This window comes from Kitasatospora sp. Ki12 (assembly GCF_054601375.1).
The window spans coordinates 82,238-104,404 of record NZ_BAAIHT010000002.1 but is presented as its reverse complement, the minus strand read 5'-3'; the positions used below and the strand labels follow the sequence as shown (position 1 = coordinate 104,404).

General features: G+C 75.7%; 20 protein-coding genes. 10 read left to right on the top strand and 10 right to left on the bottom strand.

Features of this window, described 5'->3' with window-relative positions; translation table 11 throughout:
- Positions 1-6: 6 nt before the first annotated feature.
- Positions 7-1,449, bottom strand: a complete 1,443-nt coding sequence (yczR, locus tag ACYP53_RS18165) for a MocR-like transcription factor YczR (protein ID WP_459648083.1) — start codon at positions 1,447-1,449, stop codon at positions 7-9.
- A gap of 213 nt (positions 1,450-1,662) precedes the next feature.
- Between yczR and yczE the strand changes: the two genes are divergently transcribed.
- The gene (gene yczE, locus ACYP53_RS18160) at positions 1,663-2,349 is read left to right on the top strand and encodes a membrane protein YczE (protein ID WP_459648082.1); all 687 of its coding nucleotides are present in this window, start codon (positions 1,663-1,665) and stop codon (positions 2,347-2,349) included.
- Between the two features lie 150 nt (positions 2,350-2,499).
- A complete protein-coding gene (locus ACYP53_RS18155) occupies positions 2,500-4,563 on the top strand; it encodes a sensor histidine kinase (protein ID WP_459648081.1) in 2,064 nt (687 codons plus the stop codon).
- Positions 4,564-4,651: 88 nt separating this feature from the next.
- Here ACYP53_RS18155 and ACYP53_RS18150 read toward each other — a convergent pair whose 3' ends face one another.
- Positions 4,652-4,873, bottom strand: a complete 222-nt coding sequence (locus tag ACYP53_RS18150) for a hypothetical protein (RefSeq protein ID WP_189922624.1) — start codon at positions 4,871-4,873, stop codon at positions 4,652-4,654.
- Positions 4,874-5,191: 318 nt separating this feature from the next.
- Between ACYP53_RS18150 and ACYP53_RS18145 the strand changes: the two genes are divergently transcribed.
- Positions 5,192-5,809 (top strand): TetR-like C-terminal domain-containing protein, encoded by a 618-nt coding sequence (locus ACYP53_RS18145; protein WP_459648080.1) that lies wholly within the window; start codon positions 5,192-5,194, stop codon positions 5,807-5,809.
- Positions 5,810-5,836: 27 nt separating this feature from the next.
- On the opposite strand, the gene ACYP53_RS18140 is transcribed toward ACYP53_RS18145, so the two are convergent.
- From ACYP53_RS18140 to ACYP53_RS18130, 3 genes are all read right to left on the bottom strand, one after another.
- Entirely contained in the window at positions 5,837-7,201 is a 1,365-nt protein-coding gene (locus tag ACYP53_RS18140; protein WP_459648079.1) for an FAD-dependent oxidoreductase, read from the bottom strand.
- Between the two features lie 158 nt (positions 7,202-7,359).
- On the bottom strand, positions 7,360-8,211 hold the full coding sequence (locus tag ACYP53_RS18135) for a slipin family protein (protein ID WP_459648078.1): 852 nt from the start codon (positions 8,209-8,211) through the stop codon (positions 7,360-7,362).
- Positions 8,212-8,346: 135 nt separating this feature from the next.
- The gene (locus tag ACYP53_RS18130) at positions 8,347-9,783 is read right to left on the bottom strand and encodes an MFS transporter (RefSeq protein ID WP_459648077.1); all 1,437 of its coding nucleotides are present in this window, start codon (positions 9,781-9,783) and stop codon (positions 8,347-8,349) included.
- A gap of 153 nt (positions 9,784-9,936) precedes the next feature.
- Between ACYP53_RS18130 and ACYP53_RS18125 the strand changes: the two genes are divergently transcribed.
- Complete coding sequence (locus ACYP53_RS18125; RefSeq protein ID WP_459648076.1) at positions 9,937-10,860, top strand: LysR family transcriptional regulator; 924 nt, start codon at positions 9,937-9,939, stop codon at positions 10,858-10,860.
- 27 nt (positions 10,861-10,887) lie between these two features.
- Here the strand turns inward: ACYP53_RS18125 and pdxR are convergent, their stop codons facing one another.
- Entirely contained in the window at positions 10,888-12,288 is a 1,401-nt protein-coding gene (pdxR, locus tag ACYP53_RS18120; protein WP_459648075.1) for a MocR-like pyridoxine biosynthesis transcription factor PdxR, read from the bottom strand.
- Between the two features lie 46 nt (positions 12,289-12,334).
- On the opposite strand from pdxR, the gene ACYP53_RS18115 reads away from it, so the two are divergent.
- Together ACYP53_RS18115 and ACYP53_RS18110 are read left to right on the top strand one after the other, a co-directional pair.
- On the top strand, positions 12,335-13,519 hold the full coding sequence (locus ACYP53_RS18115) for an MFS transporter (RefSeq protein WP_459648074.1): 1,185 nt from the start codon (positions 12,335-12,337) through the stop codon (positions 13,517-13,519).
- 164 nt (positions 13,520-13,683) lie between these two features.
- Positions 13,684-14,361, top strand: a complete 678-nt coding sequence (locus ACYP53_RS18110; protein WP_459648073.1) for a pyridoxamine 5'-phosphate oxidase family protein — start codon at positions 13,684-13,686, stop codon at positions 14,359-14,361.
- A gap of 44 nt (positions 14,362-14,405) precedes the next feature.
- On the opposite strand, the gene ACYP53_RS18105 is transcribed toward ACYP53_RS18110, so the two are convergent.
- The gene (locus ACYP53_RS18105; protein WP_459648072.1) at positions 14,406-15,635 is read right to left on the bottom strand and encodes an MFS transporter; all 1,230 of its coding nucleotides are present in this window, start codon (positions 15,633-15,635) and stop codon (positions 14,406-14,408) included.
- Positions 15,636-15,690: 55 nt separating this feature from the next.
- Between ACYP53_RS18105 and ACYP53_RS18100 the strand changes: the two genes are divergently transcribed.
- From ACYP53_RS18100 to ACYP53_RS18085, 4 genes are all read left to right on the top strand, one after another.
- The gene (locus ACYP53_RS18100) at positions 15,691-16,680 is read left to right on the top strand and encodes an ArsR/SmtB family transcription factor (protein ID WP_459648071.1); all 990 of its coding nucleotides are present in this window, start codon (positions 15,691-15,693) and stop codon (positions 16,678-16,680) included.
- A gap of 166 nt (positions 16,681-16,846) precedes the next feature.
- Positions 16,847-18,085 carry a styrene monooxygenase/indole monooxygenase family protein gene (locus tag ACYP53_RS18095; protein WP_459648070.1) on the top strand — a complete coding sequence of 413 codons (1,239 nt, stop codon included), beginning with the start codon at positions 16,847-16,849 and terminating at the stop codon, positions 18,083-18,085.
- A 187-nt stretch (positions 18,086-18,272) separates the two neighbouring features.
- Positions 18,273-18,818, top strand: coding sequence for a hypothetical protein (locus ACYP53_RS18090; RefSeq protein ID WP_459648069.1), 546 nt, complete (start codon positions 18,273-18,275; stop codon positions 18,816-18,818).
- Between the two features lie 80 nt (positions 18,819-18,898).
- Positions 18,899-19,810 (top strand): squalene/phytoene synthase family protein, encoded by a 912-nt coding sequence (locus ACYP53_RS18085; protein WP_459648068.1) that lies wholly within the window; start codon positions 18,899-18,901, stop codon positions 19,808-19,810.
- Between the two features lie 47 nt (positions 19,811-19,857).
- On the opposite strand, the gene ACYP53_RS18080 is transcribed toward ACYP53_RS18085, so the two are convergent.
- From ACYP53_RS18080 to ACYP53_RS18070, 3 genes are read right to left on the bottom strand one after another with little or no spacing between them, the layout of a single operon-like run.
- Positions 19,858-20,466: a response regulator transcription factor gene (locus ACYP53_RS18080; protein ID WP_189922658.1), complete on the bottom strand. Its 609-nt coding sequence runs from the start codon at positions 20,464-20,466 to the stop codon at positions 19,858-19,860.
- Positions 20,463-21,638 carry a sensor histidine kinase gene (locus tag ACYP53_RS18075; RefSeq protein ID WP_459648067.1) on the bottom strand — a complete coding sequence of 392 codons (1,176 nt, stop codon included), beginning with the start codon at positions 21,636-21,638 and terminating at the stop codon, positions 20,463-20,465. The genes ACYP53_RS18080 and ACYP53_RS18075 overlap by 4 nt, the downstream gene beginning before the upstream one ends.
- 16 nt (positions 21,639-21,654) lie before the next feature.
- The gene (locus ACYP53_RS18070) at positions 21,655-22,107 is read right to left on the bottom strand and encodes a hypothetical protein (protein WP_459648066.1); all 453 of its coding nucleotides are present in this window, start codon (positions 22,105-22,107) and stop codon (positions 21,655-21,657) included.
- Positions 22,108-22,167: the final 60 nt, after the last annotated feature.

Here is a 22,167-nt window from a genome sequence, read left to right as displayed (position 1 = left end):
CGAGTCTCAGACCACCAGGTGCGGCCGTCGCGCCGGCGACGGGGCCCGCAGCCCCTCGGCCATGGTCGCGGCCATCCGCCGCACCGCCTCGTGCAGGACGGCGGGCGGCATCGTGTACGGGATCCGCAGGCGGTTCTCGAAGACGCCCGGATCGGTGGCGAAGCAGGCGCCGCTCTCGATCCGCACGCCGTGGTCCAGGAGCCGTTCGGCGAGGGCGGTCGCGACCGGCGCCCCGAGGTCGACCCAGAGCGAGAGCCCGCCGGGCGGCAGCTGCCAGCTCCACCGGGGGAGGTGCTCGGTCAGGGCGTCGGCCAGCGCGGCGCGCTGACCGCGCAGCGCGTCCAGCTGGCCGCGCTGCGGCCCGTCTCCGGCGTCGAGCAGGGTGTGGGCCAGCAGCTGGTCCAGGACGGAGCCGCCCAGGTCGGTCGCTATCCGCTGGCCGGCGAGCTCCGTCACGAGCTGCGCCGGCGCGCGCAGCCAGCCGATCCGCAGCCCGCCCCAGTGGGTCTTGCTCATCGACCCGAGGGTGATGACCCCGCCCGCGCCGCCGGACAGGGCACGGCTCGCGAAGGGGGCCGGGGCCGGGCAGTCGAGGGCCAGGTCGGCCATGGTCTCGTCGATCACCAGCCAGGTGCCGTACGCCCGGGCCGCCCGGGCGATCCGGGCGCGGCTCTCCTCGGGCATCAGCAGACCGGTGGGGTTGTGGAAGTCCGGGGTGAGCAGGGCCAGCCGGGGGACCGCCCCGCGGAACGCGGCCTCGACGGCCTCGACGTCCCAGCCGTCCTCCGAGACCGGGGTGGGCACCAGCCGCAGCCGGGCGCGGCGCACGGCCTCCAGGGCGTTGGGGTAGGACGGGTTCTCCACCAGCACCCGGTCGCCCGGCGCGGCCAACAGCCCGAGGACCAGGCTGAGCGCGTGCTGGGCGCCGGAGGTGATCAGGACCTGGTCGGGCACGGTCGGCAGCCCGCGCCGGGTGAACCGGTCGGCCACCGCCGCCCGCAGACCGGGCAGCCCGTACGGGTGGTAGCCGGAGCCGCGGGTGTACACGGCCAGTTGCGGGGCCACCCGGGCGAGGGCGTCGTCCAGCACCTCCGAGGGCAGCCCGGGGGCCGCCCGGGCCAGGTCGATGGCGGCGTCGGGGGCGGGCAGCGCCCGGCTGACCCTGTGCGGCACGACCTCCTCCGGCAGGGCGGTCCAGGTGCCGGAGCCCCGCCGGCTGTGGGCGTACCCGTGCTCGCGCAGCAGTTCGTAGGCGGAGGTGACGGTCGGTCTGCTGAGCCCGAGTGAGGTGGCCAGCGCCCGCTCGGCGGGGAGCCGGACGTGCAGCGGCACCCGGCCGTCCAGGATCAGCGCGCTGATCCCCTCGAACAGGTGGCGGTAGACCGGCCGGGCCCCGCTCAGGCCGGGCAGCAGGGCGGCCAGCTGTCGTGCGCCGAGCGCCTGCGTCATCGGACCGTGTCCCTCGGATCGGCGCCGTGTCCCGCGGAGCGGTGCTGCCTCCCTCGGAGCGGCGCTGCGTCATCCGGACTGGCGCTGCGTCATCCGGATTGGCTATGGGGAACATACCACTTGCCGCCGATTGGCCATCCAATTCCGGTCGGCGGCCCCGGAGACTCCTCGTCAGGTGCACGGCACAGCGCACCAGGACCGGAGGAACACCCCATGCCCGTCACCACCTCGCCGCCCCGCCGTCCGGCCGCCGGACGCGCGCCGCTGCCGCCGCTCGGCTACCTGCCGCTCGCGGAACGCCCGGTGCAGCGCCTCGCCCGGCTGCTCGTCGGGCTGGCCCTGTACGGGTTCAGCCTCTCCCTGCTGGTCCGCGCCGCTCTCGGCGTCAACCCCTGGAGCGTGCTGTACCAGGGTCTGCAGCACCACTCCTCGCTGAGCTTCGGCACGATCAGCGCGGTGGTGGGCGTGCTCGTCCTGCTGGCGTGGGTGCCGCTGCGGCAGAAACCGACGCTCGGCACCTTCGCCAACGTCCTGGTGCTCGCCTTCTCCTCCGACCTGGGGCTCGCGGTCATCCCCGAGGACCTCGGCATGGCGTCCCGCTGCTTCCTGCTGCTGGCGGGCATCCTCCTCAACGGGTTCTCCGTCGCGGTCTACGTCGGCGCCCGGTTCGGGCCGGGCCCCCGGGACGGACTGATGACCGGGCTGGCGGCCACGACGGGCCGCTCGGTGCGGTTCGTCCGGACGGGGCTGGAGGTCACGGTCCTCGCGGCCGGCTGGGCGCTCGGCGGGACGGTCGGCCTCGGCACGGTCCTCTACGCCCTGCTGGTCGGGCCGGTCACCCAGTTCTTCCTGCCGTACTTCACCTACCGCCGGCCCGCCCCGGCCGCTGACCCCGCCTGACGCGACGGTTCGACGAGCCCGTCGCGCGGCGCCCCCGGCCACCCGTCCGGGGGCGCCGCGCCCCGCCGGGGCCACTGCCTCATGTGCCCGGGACACCGGGTGCTGGACACTGCTGCCATCCGGTGGGTCCGCGGAGAGGAACGGGTGCTCATGGCCACGGAGAGTGTGCGGAGAGCCTGGTGGCGGCCCCGGTCCGGCCCGGCGGAGCGGCAACTGGCCCTGGCGGGGCTGTGCGCCGTCGTCTGCCTGGTGGCCGGCGGCCTGTGGATCGGCTACGTGCTGAGCCACCGGGGCGCACCCGGGATCTCCGTGCCCGCCCACCACCTGGCGGTGCTGGGCTACGGCCTCGCCGCCGTGGCCGGCGGGGTACTGCTGCACGCCCACCGCCCGGGCAACCAGCTCGGCTGGGTCCTGCTCTGCTACGGGACGGCGCTGATCGTCCCGCTCGCCGCCCAGACCCCGGTCTGGGTCGAGGTGGGCGACTCGCGGGTGGTCGGGGCCGTCGTGGTCCTGGTGTCGGCCGGGTACACCGTCAGCGGCACCATCTGGCACGCCCTGCCGCTGTGGCTGCCGTACGGGACGCTGCCGAGCCGCCGGTGGTGGTACGCGATCGGCGCGGTGGCGCTGTGGATGCTGCCCCAGGCCTGCTACTACGTGTACCAGCCCACGGTGTTCGGCCGGCCCAACCCGCTGGCGGGAAGCACGGTCGCGAGCTGTCTGCGGACCTTCAACGACCGGCTGCACACCACCCAGCTGATCGTGTTCGTCGTGCTGGCCGTCCTGGTGGTCCTGGTCCCGCTCGCCCGCACCCGCGGGGTGTCGCGGCGGCGCCGGCAGAACGTCCTGCTCGGCCTGGGCGTCTACCTGTTGTGGGGCGGTGCCGAACTCGGCTACTACTTCGACGACCAGAGCACGCCCTCGTACGTCGCCTTCGCGGTCACCTCCGCGCTGTGGACGCTCACCCTGGCCGCCGTCGTCGTCCGGGACGGCTCCTGGCGGCTCGACCGGGCGGCCCGCCGGGTGCTCGTGGGCCTGCTGGTGGCCACCGGGCTGGTCGTGGTGTTCGTCCTGGTGGCCTGCGTGCTCTCCACCATGCTGATGCCCGGGCGGCGCGGCGCCGGGGCGCTGTTGCTGGTCGCCCTGGTCTTCCTGCTGGCGGCCGGGCTGCCCCGGGGCGTGCGCTGGGCCTCCGGCGTCGTGGACCGCTGGTACTACGGCTCGCGGGCGCAGCCCTACCAGGTGCTGCGCAGCCTGGCCGGACGGGTCAGCCAGACCGTCGACCCGCAGGACGTGCCGGCCGTGCTGTGCGCCACCGTCGGTGACGAACTCCGGTTGTCCAGCGTGGCGTTGACCGTCTCCACCCGCGGCGGCGAACGCCCGCTGGCCGCCTTCGGGGACGGTTCCGGCAGCGTCGAGGGCTTCCCGCTGGTCCACCGCGGCGCCGAGATCGGCCGGCTCACCGTCGCCCCGCGCCCCGGCCAGCTGACCCTCGACGACAGCGACCGGGACATCCTGCGCTCGCTCGCCGACCAGGCCGCGCCCGCCGTCGCCTCCCTCCGGCTGATGGAGGACCTCCGGGCCAGCCGCGAGCAGATCGTCGCGGCCCGCGAGGAGGAGCGCCGCCAGCTGCGCCGCGACATCCACGACGGACTCGGCCCGATGCTGGCCGGCCTGCGGCTGCGGCTGCAGGGGGCGGCCGCGGTGGACGACCCGGCGCGGTTCTCCGGTGCGCTGGAGCGGGTCGCGGACGACCTCGCGACGGCCGTCCGGGAGGTCCGGCGGATCACCGACCGGCTCGGACCGACGGCACTGGGCGACTACGGGCTGTCCCGGGCGCTGGGCCGGCTCGCGGAGACCTTCAGCGGTGCGGACCTCTCCGTCACGGCCCGGCTGGAGCCGGACCCGCTGCCGGAGCTGCCCGCCGCCGTGGAGGTCGCGGTCTACCGGATCACCGCGGAGGCGCTCAACAACGTGCTGCGGCACGCCCGGGCGCGCAGCGCCACGGTGTCCGTCCGGGTGGACCCGGGGGCGCTGGAGCTCGTCGTCGAGGACGACGGGCAGGGCCCCGGCCGCAGCGGCCCGGCGCACCCGGGGGTGGGGCTGCGGTCGATGTCCGAGCGGGCCGCCGAGATCGGCGGCAGCTGCACCGTCGACGCCCTCAACCGCGGCACCCGGGTGCACGCGGTGCTCCCGCGGCGCCCCGCGCGCGGCTGAGCGGGGCTGAGCGGCGCGGGTCCGCCCCCGGCGCGGACGGGCGGCCGGGGGCGGGGACGGCTGGCGGACGACGGGATCGGCGGCGCCGTCAGTTGCAGTTCGGCGGATTGGGGCACTTGTGGGTGGGCCTGCCGGAGGAGTGCCCGGTGCTCGGCCGCCGTCTCCGGCCGCCGCCCCCGTGGCCTCCGCGGCTTGTGCCGCCCTCGACCCGGCACCGGCAGGCCCGGGCCGCTGCGGCGAGGCTGACGACGGCGAAGACCGCCGCGGCCGCGGCCGCCAGCAGTGTCGCACCGCCCGTTCTGTCGGTCATGGTGACCTCCACGGTGGGTTCCGCGGGCCGGTCGTTCCGGCCCGCTCCTCCATGCCACCGCCGGTCGCGCCCCATCCGCATGGGGCGACGGTCCTGATCCGGTCCCGCCGGGTGAGAGCGTGGTCGCGTCGAGTGCTGCCGACCGAGCGATGGGAACCCCTGTTCGAAGCGTATCCGGGCGACCACCCGCCGCAACTCGGCCGCGGGCGCGCGGTTGGGAGGGGAACGGGTTCGTTCACTAACATCGAAGGTGGTGGCGTGAGAGGGGAAACGCCGTCGCCGTGATCGAGGAAGGACGACGGACGAAGGTGCACAGCCATGACCGCTGAAACGGATGCCGTACCGGGACCGGTGGCCGGCCCCCCGCTGCGGCGGCGCGGTGAGGCGCTGGAGAGCGCCATCCACGAGGCGGTGCTCCGGCAGCTCACCACCGACGGCTACGCCCGGCTGACCATGGAGGGGGTGGCCGCCGCCGCGCAGACCGGCAAGGCCGCGCTCTACCGGCGCTGGACCTCTAAGGAGGAGCTGGTCATGGACGCGCTGCGGGCGAGCCTGCCCCCGGCCGGGCCGGTCCCCGACACCGGCAGCCTGCGGGGGGACCTGCTGGCGGTGGTGGCCGGGCTGCGGGCGGCGATGTTCAGCGACCTGGGCGCCGCCGTGCGGGCGATCATGAGCGAGCTGGACCACCGGCGGGCGCACGCCTTCGTCGCGATCGTGCTGGAGCGGGTGGTCGAGCCGACGACCGCGCTGATCGCCGAGGTCCTGGAGCGCGGCACCGCGCGCGGCGAGGTCCGGCCTGGGGCCGTCACCCCGCTGGTCACCGACGTGGTGCCGGCGCTGATGCTGTACCGGATCAAGATGTGCGGCGGGGACGTGGTGCAGCTCGACCCGGCGGAGATCGTGGACGAGGTGCTGCTGCCGATCGTCCGCCCGTGAGGGCCGGACGACCGGCAGCCGCCGGTCTCACGCCCCGCTGTGGCGGAGCATCTCCTCGCGCTCGACGACCTTGACCCGCTCGCGGTCCTCGGCCGCGCCGAGCGCGCGCTCGTGGGCGTCGAGCTCCTGCCAGCCCGCCCAGGTGGTGTAGCGCACGCCCCGGTCGCGCAGGTGCTCCTCGACCGCCGCCGGGTCGGGCTCGACGGCGCCGGGCAGGCGGCCGGTCGCGTGGTCGTCCAGCAGGCAGGCCACGGTCTCGTTGGCGTCGCCCTTGGTGTGGCCGATCAGGCCGACCGGGCCGCGCTTGATCCAGCCGGTGACGTACGTGGCGGCGCGGTGCGAGCCGTCGCCGTCCAGGACCCGGCCGGCCGCGTGCGGGACGGTGCCCGAGACCGGGTCGAAGGGCAGCTTGGGCAGCTCGTCCGAGTAGTAGCCGACGGCCCGGTAGACCGCCCGCACGTCCCAGTCGGTGAAGCGGCCGGTGCCGCGGACGTTGCCGGTGCCGTCCAGCTCGGTGCGCTCGGTGCGCAGCCCGGCCACCCGGCCGTCCGCGCCGAGGACCTCCACCGGGGACTCGAAGAAGTGCAGGAAGATCCGGTGCGGGCGGTCGCCGACGTCGCGGATCGCCCACTTCTCCAGGGTCGCCGCGACCAGGTCGACGTGCTTGACGGCGCGGCGCTCGGCGATCGAGCCGGCGTCGTACTCGATGTCCTCGGGGTCGACGATCACCTCGATGGTGGGGGAGTGGTCCAGCTCGCGCAGCTCCATCGGGCTGAACTTGGCCTGGGCCGGCCCGCGGCGGCCGAAGACGTGCACCTCGCGGGCGCGGTTGCGGCCCAGGCCCTCGTGGACGTTCGGGGGGATCTCGGTGGGCAGCAGCTCGTCCGCGGTCTTGGCGAGGATCCGGGCCACGTCCAGGGCGACGTTGCCGACGCCGAGGACGGCGACCTTCTCGGCCTCCAGCGGCCAGTCGCGGGGCACGTCCGGGTGGCCGTCGTACCAGGAGACGAAGTCGGCCGCGCCGTAGGAGCCGTCCAGCCCGATGCCGGGCAGGTCGAGCGAGCGGTCGGCCATCGCGCCGGTGGCGAAGACCACGGCGTCGTAGAACCGGTGCAGGTCGTCCAGGGCGAGGTCGGACGGGTAGTCGACGTTGCCGAAGAGCCGGACCTGGGGCTTGTCGAGCACCTGGTGCAGGGCCGTCACGATGCCCTTGATGCGCGGGTGGTCGGGCGCGACGCCGTAGCGGATCAGGCCGAACGGGGCGGGCATCCGCTCGAACAGGTCGATCGAGACCCCGGGCGTCCCGGCGGCGTCGGACTTCAGCAGGGCGTCCGCGGCGTAGATGCCGGCGGGGCCGGCACCGACGATCGCGACTCTGATCGGACGGGGCATGGCGGTCCTCCGGGCGGGCGCGGCGACAAGTGGTCTGGACCCTTGCAGCCAACCCGGAGGTGGGGCGGTGGTGTAGTCGGCTCCGGTCTATGACCTCATAGAGACGACCTATGGGTGAACGGCCGGTCCGGGCGGGTGCCAGGACCGGCCGCGCGGCGTCAGCTCCGGTCGGCGGGGGCCTGCCCGGGGACGGCCGGCGGGGCCGGGGTCCCGGCGGCGGCGCTGTCGTCCGTGCCGCTTGTGCCCTCGGCTCCGCCGGTGATCCGGGTGGCGGAGGCCTCGAAGAAGCGCAGCAGCTCCACCGGGAAGGGCAGCACCAGCGTCGAGTTCTTCTCCGCCGCGACCTCGACCACGGTCTGCAGCAGCCGCAGCTGCATCGCCGCCGGGGTCTCGGCCATCTTGGCGGCGGCCTCGGAGAGCTTGGCGGCCGCCTGGAACTCGCCGTCGGCGGTGATGATCCGGGCCCGGCGCTCGCGGTCCGCCTCGGCCTGGCGGGCCATCGAGCGCTTCATCGAGTCGGGCAGGCTGACGTCCTTGATCTCCACCCGGTCGATGTGCACGCCCCAGCCGGTCGCCGGGCTCTCCAGCATGACCTCCAGCCCCTGGTGCAGGTTCTCCCGGCCGGAGAGCAGGTCGTCCAGCTCGCTCTTGCCGATGATCGAGCGCAGCGAGGTCTGGGCGACCTGCAGCATGGCGAAGGCGTAGTTCTGCACGTCCACGGTGGCCCTGATCGGGTCCATCACGCGGAAGTACAGCACCGCGTCGACGCTGACCGAGACGTTGTCCTTGGTGATGCCCTCCTGCGCGGGCACCGGCATGGTGACGACCTGGACGTTGACCTTGCGCATCCGGTCCACCAGCGGCATCAGCAGGGTGAGGCCCGGCTCGCGGACCTGCGGGAGCACCTGCCCGAGCCGGAACACCACACCCCGCTCGTACTGCTGCACCACCCGCACACCCGTCATCAGCCACAGCAGGAGCACCACGGCGACGATCACGACGACTGCCACGATTCCGACCCCCCGTTCGCGGCGCGACCGGGCCGGGACCGAACTGGCCCTGTCGCCCGGTGCGGGCCGCGCAGCACAGTATGCGCCCGCGGCATCGGGCCTGACAGGGGTGTGCGCAGCGGTTTTGACGGATCTTTAGCGCACGCCGGCCCGCTCGGTCTCCCGCACGGGTTCGGCGGTGGCCGGTACGGTCCGGCAGCGCCGGCCGGCCACCGCGTTGAGCGCCGCGACCGCCAGGCCCAGGCCGAGCGCGATCAGCCAGGCCCGCCGCTGGTCCAGGTGCGGGCCCGCCGCGACCGAGGCGAGCACCGCCACGCCCAGGGTGTTGCCGAGCTGCCGGGAGGTGGTGGCCAGCGCGGAGGCCACGCCCGCCTGCTGCGCGGGCAGACCGGTCACCGCGGTGTTGGTGATCGGCGGGTTGACCAGGCCGAAGCCCAGCCCGAGGGCCAGGTACCCGGCGGCGTACGGCGGGTAGGCGTCGCCCCCGGCCGCCAGCGCGAGCAGGCCGGCGCCCAGGGCGAGCAGCAGGCCGGAGCCCACCAGGAGCCGGCGCGCCCCCACCACGGGGATCAGCCGGCCGCTCAGCGGGGAGACCACGGCGATCGCCAGCGTAGCCGGGAGCAGCGCCAGCCCGGTCCCCAGCGCCGAGAGGTGCCGCTGCTGCTGCCAGTACACGCTGGAGACGAAGAGGAACCCGGCCAGGATCGCGAACACCAGCACCGCGCTGACCGTGGCCGCGGTGAAGGTCGGGCGGCGCAGCAGCGCGAGCGGGAGCACCGGGTGCGCGCGCCGCCGTTCGACCGCCACGAACGCCGCGCCGCCGCCCAGTGCCAGCACCGCGCAGACCACCGTGGTGACGCCGCCGAAGCCCTGGTGGGCGCCGTGGATGAGCAGTTCGGTGACGCCGAAGACCGCCACCGCGCCCAGCGCCAGCCCGGCAGGGTCGAGCGGACGGGCCGTACCGCCCCTGGTCTCCGGCACCCGCACCGACGCCGCCAGCACCAGCGCGACCACCGGCAGGTTCACCAGGAAGATCCACCGCCAGCCCAGGGCGTCGATCAGCGAACCGCCGACCAGCGGGCCGAGCGCCGCGGCCAGCCCGAAGATCGCCGCCCAGAAGCCGAGCGCCCGGGCCCGGCGCACCGGATCCTGGATCGCCGTGGTCACGGTGGACAGCGCGTTGGGCCCGAGCAGCGCGGCGCCGAGGCCCTGGACGACCCGGACGGCGATCAGCTGGTCGGCGCTGCCGGCGAGCGCGCAGCCCAGCGAGCCGATCCCGAAGACCAGCAGACCGGCGCGGAACATGGTGCGCCGCCCGAGCCGGTCCCCGAGCGAGCCGGCCAGGAGCAGCAGCACCGCCAGGGTGAGCGTGTAGGCGTCCACGATCCAGGCCAACTGCGATGAACCGGCGGACAGTTCGGTGCGCAGGGAGGGCAGGGCGACGTTCACCGCGGTGGAGTCCAGGCTGGTGACGAACAGCGAGGCGCCGCAGACGGCGGTCAGCCCGGCCGGGCCGAGGGGGCGGCGCTCGCGCCGCGTCCGGTGGCCGGGTTCGGGCACGGCAGAAGGCATGGGGGACCCCTTCCGGGTCGAGGCGGGAATCGGCGACGGGCAGGGCGCCCCGGTGCGGACACCGGTCGGGCGGGCTGCGGTCGCTCTGCCTCGAACCTAGGCGGCCTGCTGATTTGCGGCAATCGGCAAAACGGCAACTGATAGTTTCACCTGGTGCAACTGTCCTCGGTCGACCTCAACCTGCTGGTGGTCCTGGACGCCCTCCTGGAGGAGGGCTCCGTCACCCGGGCCGCGCACCGGCTCAACCTCTCCGTCCCGGCGACCAGCCGCGCCCTCGGCCGGCTGCGCCGCACCTTCCGGGACCAGCTGCTGGTCCGCTCCGGCCGCGGGCTGCGGCCCACCGCCGCCGCCGTCGACCTCCGGCCGCGCCTGCGGCTCTGGCTCGAACAGGCCGAGCAGCTCCTCGACCGCCAGGCCCAGCCGCTCGACCGGAGCCTGACGGTCGTCGCCCCGCAGGACCTGATCGTGACCAGGAGCGCCGACCTGCTCGCCCGGCTCGCCGTGGACGCCCCCGCCGCCGAACTGCGCCTGCTGGCCTCCGACGGCGGGCGGGACGGCGCCGAGGCCGTCCGGGACGGCACCGCCGACCTCGCGGTCGTCGTCAACGCGGCCAAGTACCCGGACCTGCGCTCCCTCGGCCTCGTCCGGGCCGGGCTCACCGCCGCCGTCCGGGCGGGCCACGACCTCACCCGCGGCGAGGTGACCGCCGAGCGGTTCGCCGCCGCCGGGCACGTCCTGGTCTCCCGCAGCGGCCGCCCCGAGGAGGCGCTCGACCGGGAACTGCGCGAGGCCGGCCTGCCCCGCACCGTCCGCTGCGTCGTACCCGGCTACCTCGCCGCACTGCACCTGGTCGGCCGCACCGACCTGGTCACCCTCGCCCCCGCCGCCCTGGTCCGCGAACTCGGCCCGGCCCTCGGCGTCCTCCCCGTCCCCGCACCCGCCCGGCTGCGACCCCTGCGCGTCACCCTCCTCTGGCACCCCCGCCGCGACCAGGACCCCCTCCTGCGCCTGCTCCGCGACGGCCTCGCCGCCCTCGCCGCCGACCTCACCGGAGCCGGGGACGAACCGCCGCACTGAGCCGTCGCGGAGGGTCGCCCCGGGGGCTCAGCGCAGCAGGTCCCCGACGGCCGCGATGCCCGCCGCGATGGCGCGCTCGGTGACGTCGCCGAAGCCGAGCACCAGCCGGGGCGGGTCGCCGGCGCCGGAGGCCCGGTTCGCGCTCATCCCGTACAGGCCGACCGAGCGCTCGCGGGCCGCCGCGACCACCCGCCCCTCGTGCGCGCCCTCCGGCAGCCCGGCGACGGCGTGGAAGCCCGCCGCCAGGCCGGTGACCGGCAGGCCGGGGGCGTGCTCGGCCAGCGCGGCGAGCAGCGCGGTCCGGCGGGACGCGTAGAGCGCGCGCATCCGGCGCAGGTGCCGGTCGAAGCGGCCGGACTCGATCAGCCGGGCCAGCGCCAGCTGGTCCAGTACGGGGGACCCCCGGTCGTCGATCTGCTTGAGCTCGCACAGCCGGTCGGTGAGGGCCGGCGGGCAGAGCACCCAGCCGGTGCGCAGTGCGGGCGCGAGCGACTTGCTGACGGTGCCGATGGCGACCACCCGGTCGGCGGCCAGGCCCTGCAGGGCGCCCACCGGTTCGCGGTCGTACCTGAACTCGGCGTCGTAGTCGTCCTCGATCACCACCGCGTTCCGCGCCCGGGCCCAGTCGATCAGGGCGAGTCGCCGCCGCGGTGCCAGGGCGACCCCGGTCGGCCACTGGTGGGCGGGGGTGGTGACCACCGCGCGGGCGTCGGTGGCCGCCAACGCGTCCACGACCAGGCCCTGTTCGTCCACCGGTACCGGGACGGCCCGCAGGCCGGCCACGGCGGCGGCCGCCCGGACGGGGCCCGGCGAGCCCGGGTCCTCGTACGCGACGGTGCGCACGCCCGTGCGGGCGAGGGCGCGCAGGGTGAGCGAGAGCCCCTGGGCGTAGCCGGAGCAGACCAGCAGGTGGTCCGGTTCGGCGGCGGCCGCGCGGACCCGGCGCAGGTACCCGGCCAGCACCTCGCGCAGCGCCGCGGCGCCGCGCGGGTCCCCGTAGTCGAGCGCCTCCCTCGGCAGTGCCCGGCCGGCCTCGCGCACCGCCCACAGCCAGTCGGCCATCGGGAAGGCCGTCAGGTCCGGGACGCCGTGCCGGAAGTCGGCCAGCAGCCGGGGCGCGGGGGCGGCACCGGCGGTCGGCGCGGGCGGGGCGGCCGCTCCGGCGGCGACCCGGGTGGCGGACCCGCCACGGGTCACCAGGTAGCCCTCGGCGAGGAGTTGGGCGTAGCAGTCCTGGACCAGGCCGCGTGAGAGGCCGAGCGTGCGGGCGAGCTCCCGGGAGGACGGCAGCCGCTCACCGGCCGCCAGCCGTCCCGTGCGGATCGCGCAGCGCAGGTGGTCCTCCAGCTGCGCGCGCAGCGGCCGGCCGCCGCCGCGGTCGAGGACCAGCAACAGCTCGGGCGAGAAACCGGACCACTCCAGCGGCATGGAATCGGATCTTACCGGTGGTCCGGTGGGCCGATACCGTCACCGGGTGACCACGACGACGATCAACTCCCCTTCCCCGGAGGCCGGTTCCGGCCGGCCGCCGCTGCTCACCCGGGCGCTGCTGCTGCGCTTCGTCTCGCTGCTCGGCTCCGCCGTCGGCTTCAACCTGCTGCTGTCCGCCGTTCCGCTGTACGCCCAGGAGTCCGGTGGCGGCGACCACGCGGCGGGGCTCGCCACCGGGGCGCTGATGCTGGCCACCGTGGCCGGTGAGCTGGCGACGCCGGCGCTGACCGCCCGGTACGGCTACCGGCTGGTGCTGGCGGCCGGGCTGGTGCTGCTGGGCGCGCCCGCGCTGGTGCTGGCCGTGACCGGCGGGATGGTGGCGGTGGTGGCGGTATGCCTGCTGCGCGGGCTGGGCTTCGCGCTCGCGCTGGTCGCCGGCGGGGCGCTGACGGCCTCGCTGATACCGGCCGAGCGGCGCGGGGAGGGGCTCGCGCTGGTCGGGCTGGTCTCCGGCCTGCCGTCCCTGTTCGGGCTGCCGCTCGGCGTCTGGCTGGGCCAACACGTCGGCTGGGGCTGGGTGTTCGCGATCGGGGCGGCCGCCCCGCTGGCCGCCGTCGCCTCCGTGCCCGCGCTCCCGGACCGCACCCGGGCCGCCGGCCCGTCGGTGGGCCTGCGGGACGGGCTGCGCAGCGGCGCCCTGCTGCGGCCCGCCACCGTGTTCGCCGCCACGGCGCTGGCGGCCGGGATCATCGTCACCTTCCTGCCGCTCGCCGTGCCCTCCGCCACGGCCGTCGCCGTCGCGCTGCTGGTCCAGCCCGGGGCGATGACGCTCGCCCGCTGGCTCGCCGGGCGGCACGGGGACCGGCGCGGCCCGGCCCCGCTGGTGCTGCCCGCCCTGCTGGTCTCGGCCGCCGGTGTGCTGCTGCTGGCGTGCACGGGCAGCGCGGTCGCGGTGGTCGCCGGGGCGGCGGTGTTCGGGCTGGGCTTCGGCGTCGCGCAGAACGCGACGCTGGCGCTGATGTACGCCCGGGTGCCGCCGTCCGGGTACGGCACGGTGACCGCGCTGTGGAACGTCGCCTACGACGGGGGGATGGGCATCGGCGCGGTCGCCTTCGGGGCGGTCGCGGGCGGGACGGGCTACCCGTGGGCGCTGCTGCTCACCGCGGCCGTGATGCTCGCCGCGCTCGCCCCGGCGTGGCGGGACCGCAGGAGCGCCGCGGCGCGCTGACGCCCCGTCGGCCGGGCGCGCGACGACACGCACGGGCCGCGCAGCTGCTCGACTTGCCGCGGACCGGGCGGTTGGATGGATCCGCCCCGGTCAACCGGACGGAACCGCACCGGACTCCGCCCGGACGCGGCCCGAACACCCCGGCGAGCCGAGGAGTCACCCCCGTGCACGACAGCCCCGACAGCCCTGACACCCACGACAGCCCCGACCCGGTCGTGGTGGCCCGGCGGATCGCCGAACGGTGCCAGGAGCTGGGCCTCGACGACGAGGACCTGGCGCGCCGGGCGGCGATGGCTCCCGGCTACCTCCGCCATCTGCTCGTCGCCGGGCCCGGCTTCGACCCGGCGGGCTTCGTCCGGATCGCCGCCGTGCTCGGCAGCAGCCGCGACGAGCTCCTGTACGGCCGCGCCGACGCCGCGCCCGGCCACGGCGGGCCCGGGCCGCACCCCCGGTTGCAGAACCTCACCGAGGCCGAGTGCTGGCAGCTCGTCGGCACCCACGGCGTCGGCCGGATCGCCCTGCCGGTCGAGCCGGGGCCGGTGGTCCTGCCCGTCAACTACGTGGTCGACCGGGCCTCCTTCGCCTTCCGCACCGGCGAGCACAACACCACCGCCCCCGCCGAGGGCGCCGCGGTCTCCTTCCAGGTCGACCGCATCGACGAGCACGTCGGCCGCGGCTGGAGCGTCCTCGCCCTCGGCCCGGCCCACTACGTGACCGACCCGGCCGAACTCCACCACCTGACCGGTCTCCCCGGCGCCTCCCCCTGGGCGGGCGGCGACCGGCCGCGCTGGGTGCGGATCCGCCCGGAGGAGGTCACCGGCCGCCGACTGGTCACCGGCTGACCCCGCCGCGGCCGGACGCGGCGGGTCCTGCCTTCCGGGGCCGTTCACTGTGACCCCGGCCAGGGGTGCGGGGCCGCTGTCAGGTGGCGGGCCAGGGCGAGGGTGGCGAGCAGGGCGAGGAGGGTGCACACGCCCCACCAGCCCGCCCGGCTCCAGACCTGGACGCCGAGCCAGGAGCCGGCGGTGCCGCCCAGGTAGGCGCAGGTCATGTAGGCGGTCCGGAGGCGGCCGCGGGCGTCCGGCCGAAGGGCGTTCACCCGGGCCTGACCGGCGACCATGCCGCACTGCATGGCGACGTCGAGCAGCAGGGTGCCCAGGGTGAGGGCGGTCAGGCCGAGCGGGCCGCCCTGGCGGCCGGCGGCGAGGACGGCGGCCGCCGCGAGGACGCCCAGCAGGCAGGCGAGGTTCACCGGGTCGGGGCCGTGGCGGTCCACCAGCCGTCCGGCGTACGGGGTGCAGAGCATGGTGGCCGCGCCGACCAGGGCGAGCAGCCCGACCGCCCGGGCGTCCAGTCCGTAGGCCGGGCCGGTGAGCAGCAGGGCCAGACAGGTCCAGACGGCGGAGAAGCCGGCGAAGACGCTCGCCTGGTACACGCAGGAGCGGCGCAGCTCGGGTTCGGTGCGCAGCAGGCGCAGCGGCTCGGCGAGCAGGGCCGGGTAGGGCGCGCGGGAGGGGGCGGTGGTGGACGGGACGGTGCGGGCCAGGACGGCGGCGAGGAGCAGGGTGAGGGCGGCCGCGGCCAGGTACGGGGCACGCCAGCCGAGCCACTCGCCGAGGGTGCCGCCGAAGGTGCGGGCGAGCAGCATGCCGCCGGTGGAGCCGCTCAGCAGCGCGCCGATCACCGCGCCCTGGCGGTCGGCGGCGGCCAGGTTCGCCGCGAGCGTCCCGACGACCTGGGCGGCGACCGTGGTGAGGCCGACGGCGGCGCTCGCCGCGATCAGGACGGGCAGGGTCGGCGCGCAGCCCGCGGTGAGCAGGGCCAGGCCGGTCAGGGTGAGCAGCGCGACGAGCAGCGGACGGTGGGGGAGCCGGTCGGCGAGGGGCACGAGCAGGACGATGCCGGCGGTGTACCCGAGCTGGGTGGCGGTCACGACCAGGGCCGCCGCGTCGGGTGTCACGCGCAGTCCGGTGGCGATCAGCGGGCCGACGGCCTGGGGGAAGTAGAGGTTGCCGACCGCCACGGCGCAGGCCAGGGCCAGGAGGAGGACCAGCCGACGGGTCAATCCGTCGGCCTGGCCGGGAGTGTCGGCGGTGCGGCGCACGGGAGTTGTCATGGCGCCAGTGCACGGGAACGCCGCGGCGCCGCCAATCGATGTAGCGTGGCGCTTAATGATCAGCTTCGTCCTGGACGTCGAGGACCTCGCGGACACCCGGTTCGCGCTGTCGCCCCTGCACGAGGCGGTGCTGAGCCTGCGGGTGCTGCAGGACCCCGGGCTGTCGGCGCTGCACCTGCCGTGGCGCCGCGCCGTCCTCGCCCGGCTGGGCGCGCTCGACGCCGGGCTGCTGTTGGCCCTGGTCGCGCGCAGGCGAACCGTCCCCGACTTCCTGACGCCGGTGCCGGCCGTCTTCGCTCCGAGCTTCGAGGAGGAACTGGCCGTGGTGTGCCGGACCGCGCCGGAGCTGGTCCGCCGCGACCTGGTGGCGACGCACGCGCCGGATCCGGTGCCCGAGGCGCTGCGGGCGGTCGTCGCCGGCGACGACGCCGCGGTCGCCGGGCTGCGCGACGGCCTCTGCGAACTCCTGCGCCGGTACTGGGAGTCGGCGATCGAGCCGGAGTGGCCGCGGATGCGCCTGGTACTGGAGGCGGACATGACCTACCGGGCCCGGCGGCTCGCGCTCGGCGGCGCCCGGCTGCTGTTCGCCGACATGCACCCGGACCTGCGCTGGCGGGGCGGCGTGCTGCACATCGACCGGATGATCAGCCGGCACCGCGTCGCGGCGGCGGGCCGGGGGCTGCTGCTGATGCCGTCCGTGTTCGCGCACAAGCCCGCGCCGCCGCTCAGCCCGGAGGAGCCGCCGAGCCTGGTCTACCCGAGCCGGGGCGTGGCCACCCTGTGGGACACCCCGCCCGCCGCCGACCCGACCGCCTTGGCGGCGCTGCTGGGCGCGCCGCGCGCCCGGCTGCTGGTCCTCCTGGCGGAGCCCTCCGCCACCGTCGAGCTCGCCCGCCGGCTGCGGGTGACGCCGAGCGCCGTCTCCCAGCACCTGCGCGTCCTGTTCGCCGGGGGACTGGTCGCCCGGGCCCGGGACGGGCGGCAGGTCCTGTACCGGCGCAGCGCGTTGGGTGACCAGCTGGTGGCCGGCCGGGCGGCACCGTGACGGCCCGGCCGTTGTGCTGACGGACCGTGAGCGGAACCGCCGTCCCCGCCGGCCGGCCTGCCGCACGGCCCGTGGACGAGCGCGCCGATGACTGGTATCCAGACCACTGGGCAGCCGGACGGAACGGGCCGCCGGGCCGCGACGTACCACCAGGAGAGCAGGGGCGATGCGCAGAATTCTGATCGTCGGCGCCGGGCAGGCCGGACTCCAACTGGCCCTGGGACTGCAGTCCCACGGCTACGACGTGACGGTGCTGACGGACCGCGGCGCGGACGAGGTGCGGGCCGGGCGGGTGCTGTCCAGCCAGTGCATGTTCGAGTCCGCGCTGAGCACCGAGCGCGCCCTGGGCCTGGACCTGTGGGCCGACGAGGCGCCCCGGATCGAGGGCGTCGGCCTCTCCGTCCCCGGGCCGGACGGGACGCGGGTGATCGACTGGGTCGGGCGGCTGGACGCCTACGCGCAGTCCGTCGACCAGCGGCTGAAGATGTCCACCTGGCTGGAGGCCTTCGCCGAGCGCGGCGGCCGGGTCGAGCTGCGCAAGGTGACCGCCGCCGACCTGCAGCACCTGGCCGGCTCGTACGACCTGGTGCTGGTCGCCTCCGGCAAGGGCCCGCTGGGCTCGCTGTTCGAACGCGACCACGCGCACTCCCCGTTCGAGCGCCCCCAGCGCGCGCTGTCCGCCGTCTACGTGCACGGGCTCGGGCCGCGCCCCGAGCACGACTTCCCGGCGGTGCGCTGCAACGTGGTGCCCGGAATCGGCGAGTTGTTCGTGATGCCGGCCCTGACCGTGTCGGGGCCCTGCGACATCGTGCTCTGGGAGGCCGTGCCGGGCGGACCGGCGGACGCCTTCGACGGGATCCGTGACCCGGCCGAACACCTGCGGGTGACGCTGGAGTTGATGAAGACCTTCACCCCTTGGGAGTACGACCGGGCGCGCAAGGGCCTCGAACTCACCGACGCCGGTGCCACCCTGGCCGGCCGCTTCACCCCGGTGGTCCGCCGCCCCGTCGGCGAACTGCCCGGCGGTGGCACGGTGCTGGGCGTCGCGGACGTGGTCGTCACCAACGACCCGATCACCGGACAGGGCGCCAACACCGCCGCCAAATGCGCGGCGCTCTACCTGGCCGCGATCCTCGCCCACGGCGACAAGCCCTTCGACCGGGACTTCCAGCAGGCCGCCTTCGACGCCTTCTGGCAGGTCGCGGGCCCGGTCACCACCTGGACCAACGCCATGCTCGCCCCGCCGCCCCCGTTCGTCCTCGACCTGCTGGTCGCGGGTGGGCGGCACCGGGCCGTCGCCGACCGGTTCGCCAACACCTTCGACGACCCGGCGGACGCCGAACGCTGGTACCTCGACCCGGACAAGGCGGCCGCCTACCTGGCCTCGCTCACCTCGGGAGACTGACCGTACGCCCGGAAAACGGGGGAACACCCGAAAAACGGAGGAAAGTCCGGAATCTGAAAGGTCAAAAGCTTCCCAAGTCGGGTGCGGGCGGCCGTCGATCATGGTGGGTTCGTCTCGCCCCCGCCGAGGGGGACATCCGGCTCGGCACGACGAGCGGTACGGACATCCGGAGAACGGGAGACACGTGGTGGCGGTCGACGGGGGCAACATGGCCCAGGCAGTGATCGATACGGCGTACAACGAGCGCAAACGGCTGTACACCGGCCGCAGCCGGACCACCACGATGGTCGTGCTGGGCGTCCTGGCCGCGATCGGCATCTTCCTGGCGCTGGTCGTCGGCAAGTCCGACCCGGACACCGCGCCCACCTGCGACGGCCACACCATGACCCGGACCAGCGAGTGCCGGATCTGGTCCAACCACGGCGGCGGGGGCACCTACTCCTACGACGAGATGATCGACCGCCGGGAGTCCTCCAACGGCGTGTGGCGGGGCATAGGCTTCGGCGCCGCCGGGCTCGCCGCCGTCCTGATGGTGGTGGCCTACACCAAGCTGAACCCGAACCGCCCCTGGGGCAAGCCGGTCAGCGCCGCCTGCCCGCGCTGCCGGGAGCTGAACCTCCGGGAGAAGCTCACCGTCCACAGCATCACCAAGGGCCGGACGACCTACCGCTACAGCGGCATCGTCACGCTCTGCACCCCGGCCTGCGGCTTCTCCACGATCCGCCAGCGCTGACGCTGCCGGGCCCCGGCCGGGACCGCCCGACTCCCGCCCACTACGCTCGGTCCCTCACGAACAGGATGTGGGTGGACCGAGTGAGCAGGTGGGAGCGGGCGCTGGACGCGGCCGGCGTGCACGACCCCGGGCTGCGGGCCGACTTCGGCCGGCAGCGGGACCGGGTCAGCCGGTACAAGCGCGAGGTCACGCTGGCGGCCGGCCTGCTGCTGCCGGACCGCATGGTCCCGCCCGTGATCGCGGCGGCCGCCTTCATGCACCACACCGACACCCTGCTCGACAGCGGCCCGCTCGCTGAACGCCGGGCGGCCTCCGCCCGCTGGCGGCGGGACGTCACCGAGAGCCTCGCCGTCGGCCGCACCGACGATCCCGACCTGCGCCCCCTGCTGCACAGCGTCGAGGCGCACCCCGCCCTGCGCGACCGGGCCCTGGACTTCCTCGCCGCGGCGGACGCCGACCTCGACTTCGCCGGCTTCGCCACCGAGGCGGACTACCAGGCGTACGTGGACGGGTACTCGCTGCCCGGCTTCATGGTCGTCGCCGCGCTGCTCGGCCCGGACGGCGACCAGAGCGCCTACCGCGCCGCCTGCCGCACCTTCATCGACGCCAGCCAGCGGCTCGACTTCGTCAACGACCTCGCCGAGGACCTGGCCGAGGGCCGGCTGACCGTTCCCGAACAGACCCTGCGGGCCCACGGCGTCACCCGGGCCGACCTGGAGCAGGCCCGCGACCTGCCGGCCGTACGGGCACTGCTCGGCGAACTGCTCGACCTGGCCGACCGCACCCTCGCCGAGGGCCGGGCCGTGGTCGACCTGGTGCCGGCCGCGCACCGGCCGATGGTGCGGTGCATCGTCGGGGTCGAGGAACTGACCGGCGTCGCCGCCCGCGCCGACCTGGGCGCGCTGCTGCGCCGCTCCGCGAGCCCGGCCAAGTTCGCCGCGCTGCGGCTGCTCGCCCGGGAGTACCTCCGGGCCCGACGGCTGCGCGGCTGACGGCGCACGGCTGTGCGGCTCTCAGCCCCGTACCGGGCCTGGCCGGGTCAGAGCCAGCCGCGCTCGTCCGCGACCCGCAGCGCCTCCGTACGGTTGCGGGTGCCGGTCTTGGCGATGGCCGAGGAGAAGTAGTTGCGGACCGTCCCCTCGGAGAGGTACAGCTTCGCGGCGATCTCGGCGACCCCGGCGCCCGGGCGGGAGGCGTTCAGCACGTCGCGCTCGCGGGCGGTGAGCGGGGAGGTGCCTGCGGCCAGGGTGGCGGCGGCGAGCTCCGGGTCGACCACCCGCTCCCCGGCCGAGACCCGGCGGATCGCGTCGGCCAGCACCTCGGCGGGCGCGTCCTTGACCACGAAGCCGACCGCGCCGGCCTCCATCGCCCGGCGCAGGTAGCCGGCCCGGCCGAAGGTGGTGAGGATGACGACCCGGCACCGCGGCGCCCGCTGGGCCAGGACGGCGGCCGCCGCCAGGCCGTCCAGACCGGGCATCTCGATGTCGAGGAGGGCGACGTCCGGCCGGTGCTCGCGGGCCGCCTCCGCCACCTGGTCGCCGCGGCCGACGGCGGCGACCACCTCGAAGTCGTCCTCCAGGTCCAGCAGGGCGCACAGCGCGGTGCGCACCAGCTCCTGGTCCTCGGCGAGCAGCAGACGGATCGTCATGGCGTCCCTTCGTGCGGAGAGTCGGGGCGACCGGACGGGACGGTCACCAGCAGCCGCCATCCGCGCGGGGCGAGCGGGCCCGCCTCGACCGTACCGCCCGCCGCCGCGACCCGTTCGCGCAGGCCGGTGAGGCCCTTGCCGCCACCCCGGATGCCCCGGCTGCCCCGGCCGCCTCGGGCACCGTGAGCGTCGGGTCCCGGGCCGTCGTCGCGGATCTCCACCGAGGTCGCGGTGAGCACCACCGAGCAGCGGTCGGCGCGGGCGTGCCGGACCGTGTTGGTGATGCCCTCGCGCAGCACCCAGCCGAACAGCTCGCGGTGGTCCGGCCCGACCGCGTCCGCCGCCGACGGCAGGTCGGCCACCACCCCGGCGGCGCGCAGCAGTTCGCGGGCTCGGGCGAGCTCCCCGGCCACGGTCACCTCGCGGTAGCCGGTGACGGCCGCACGCACATCGGCCAGCGCCTGCCGGGAGAGCGACTCCACGGCCGCCATCTCGGCGACCGACCGGCCCGGGTCCCGGTCGGCCAGCCGCTGCGCCAGCCGGGACTTGACGGTGATCGCGGTGAGGGAGTGGCCGAGCAGGTCGTGCAAGTCGCGGGCGATCCGGTCGCGTTCGGCCTCGGAGGCCAGCCGGGCCACCTCCGCCCGGGCGGCGACCAGCTCCCGGTTGGTGGCGGCGATCTCGGCGAAGGCGCGGCAGGTGAGCGCCGTGAACAGCAGCGCCAGCGCCTGGAACCCGCCCGGCCCGGAGTGCCAGGGGCGCACCGCCCAGGGCAGCAGGAAGGCGGCCAGCGCGGCCCCGGTCACCACCGTGGCGGCGTGCTCGCGCCACAGCACCGCGACCGCGGAGACGACCACCGTGGCGAGGAAGAAGGCGTCCGCGTGGGCGAACGGCAGCGCGGCGAGGAACAGGACGGTCATCACCGCCAGCAGCGGCACGATCCAGGTCCGTCGGCCGCGCTCCAGGGCGACGGCGGTGAGCGCGTAGCAGAGGCAGAACGCGGTGACCACGGCGTACCCGGCGGCCGCCGCCGCCCCGTCGACGGTGCCGCCCACGGCGACGGCGGTGAGTGCCGGGAAGACCAGCATGCCGGCGCCCAGCAGCAGGCGCCGCCGGCCGTGCCCCCAGCGGTGGGCGGCGCCCGGCGTCGTCCCACGGTCGAGGTCGGTCACCCTCGCGTCCCTTCCCTCAGAGCCTGGCGAACAGGGTACGCAGCCGCCGCCCGTTGACCGGGACGGCCACTCCCAGCAGCGCGAGTCCGCACAGCCCTTGCTCGACCTTCATCCACACCGGGAAGACCCCCGGCAGGACGATGATCGTGGCGATCGCGGCGAGCATGACCGCCGAGACGATCCGCAGCCGCCGGAACGCCCCCCGGGAGCCGCGGGCCGCACGGTCGGTGAGCAGCAGGGTCACGGCGGCGCTGATCACGACGATGGTGCCGCGGACCCAGACCGCCGGGGTGACGAGGGAGTGGTGGTCGCGGAGGACGAAGGCGGCCACCAGGGTGAGGACGCTGAGGCCGAGGTAGGCGAGGACGAACCGCCGTACGGTGCGGAAGGCCCGCCGGGTGTCGCCGTGGAGCGGGCCGGCGGCTTCGGGGCCGGGGCCGGGACCGGTGCGGGTGTCGGTGGAGGTCATGCACCCATCGTGGCCACGGGCCCGGTGCGCGGTGCAGTGTGCTCCCGCACCGACGCACCA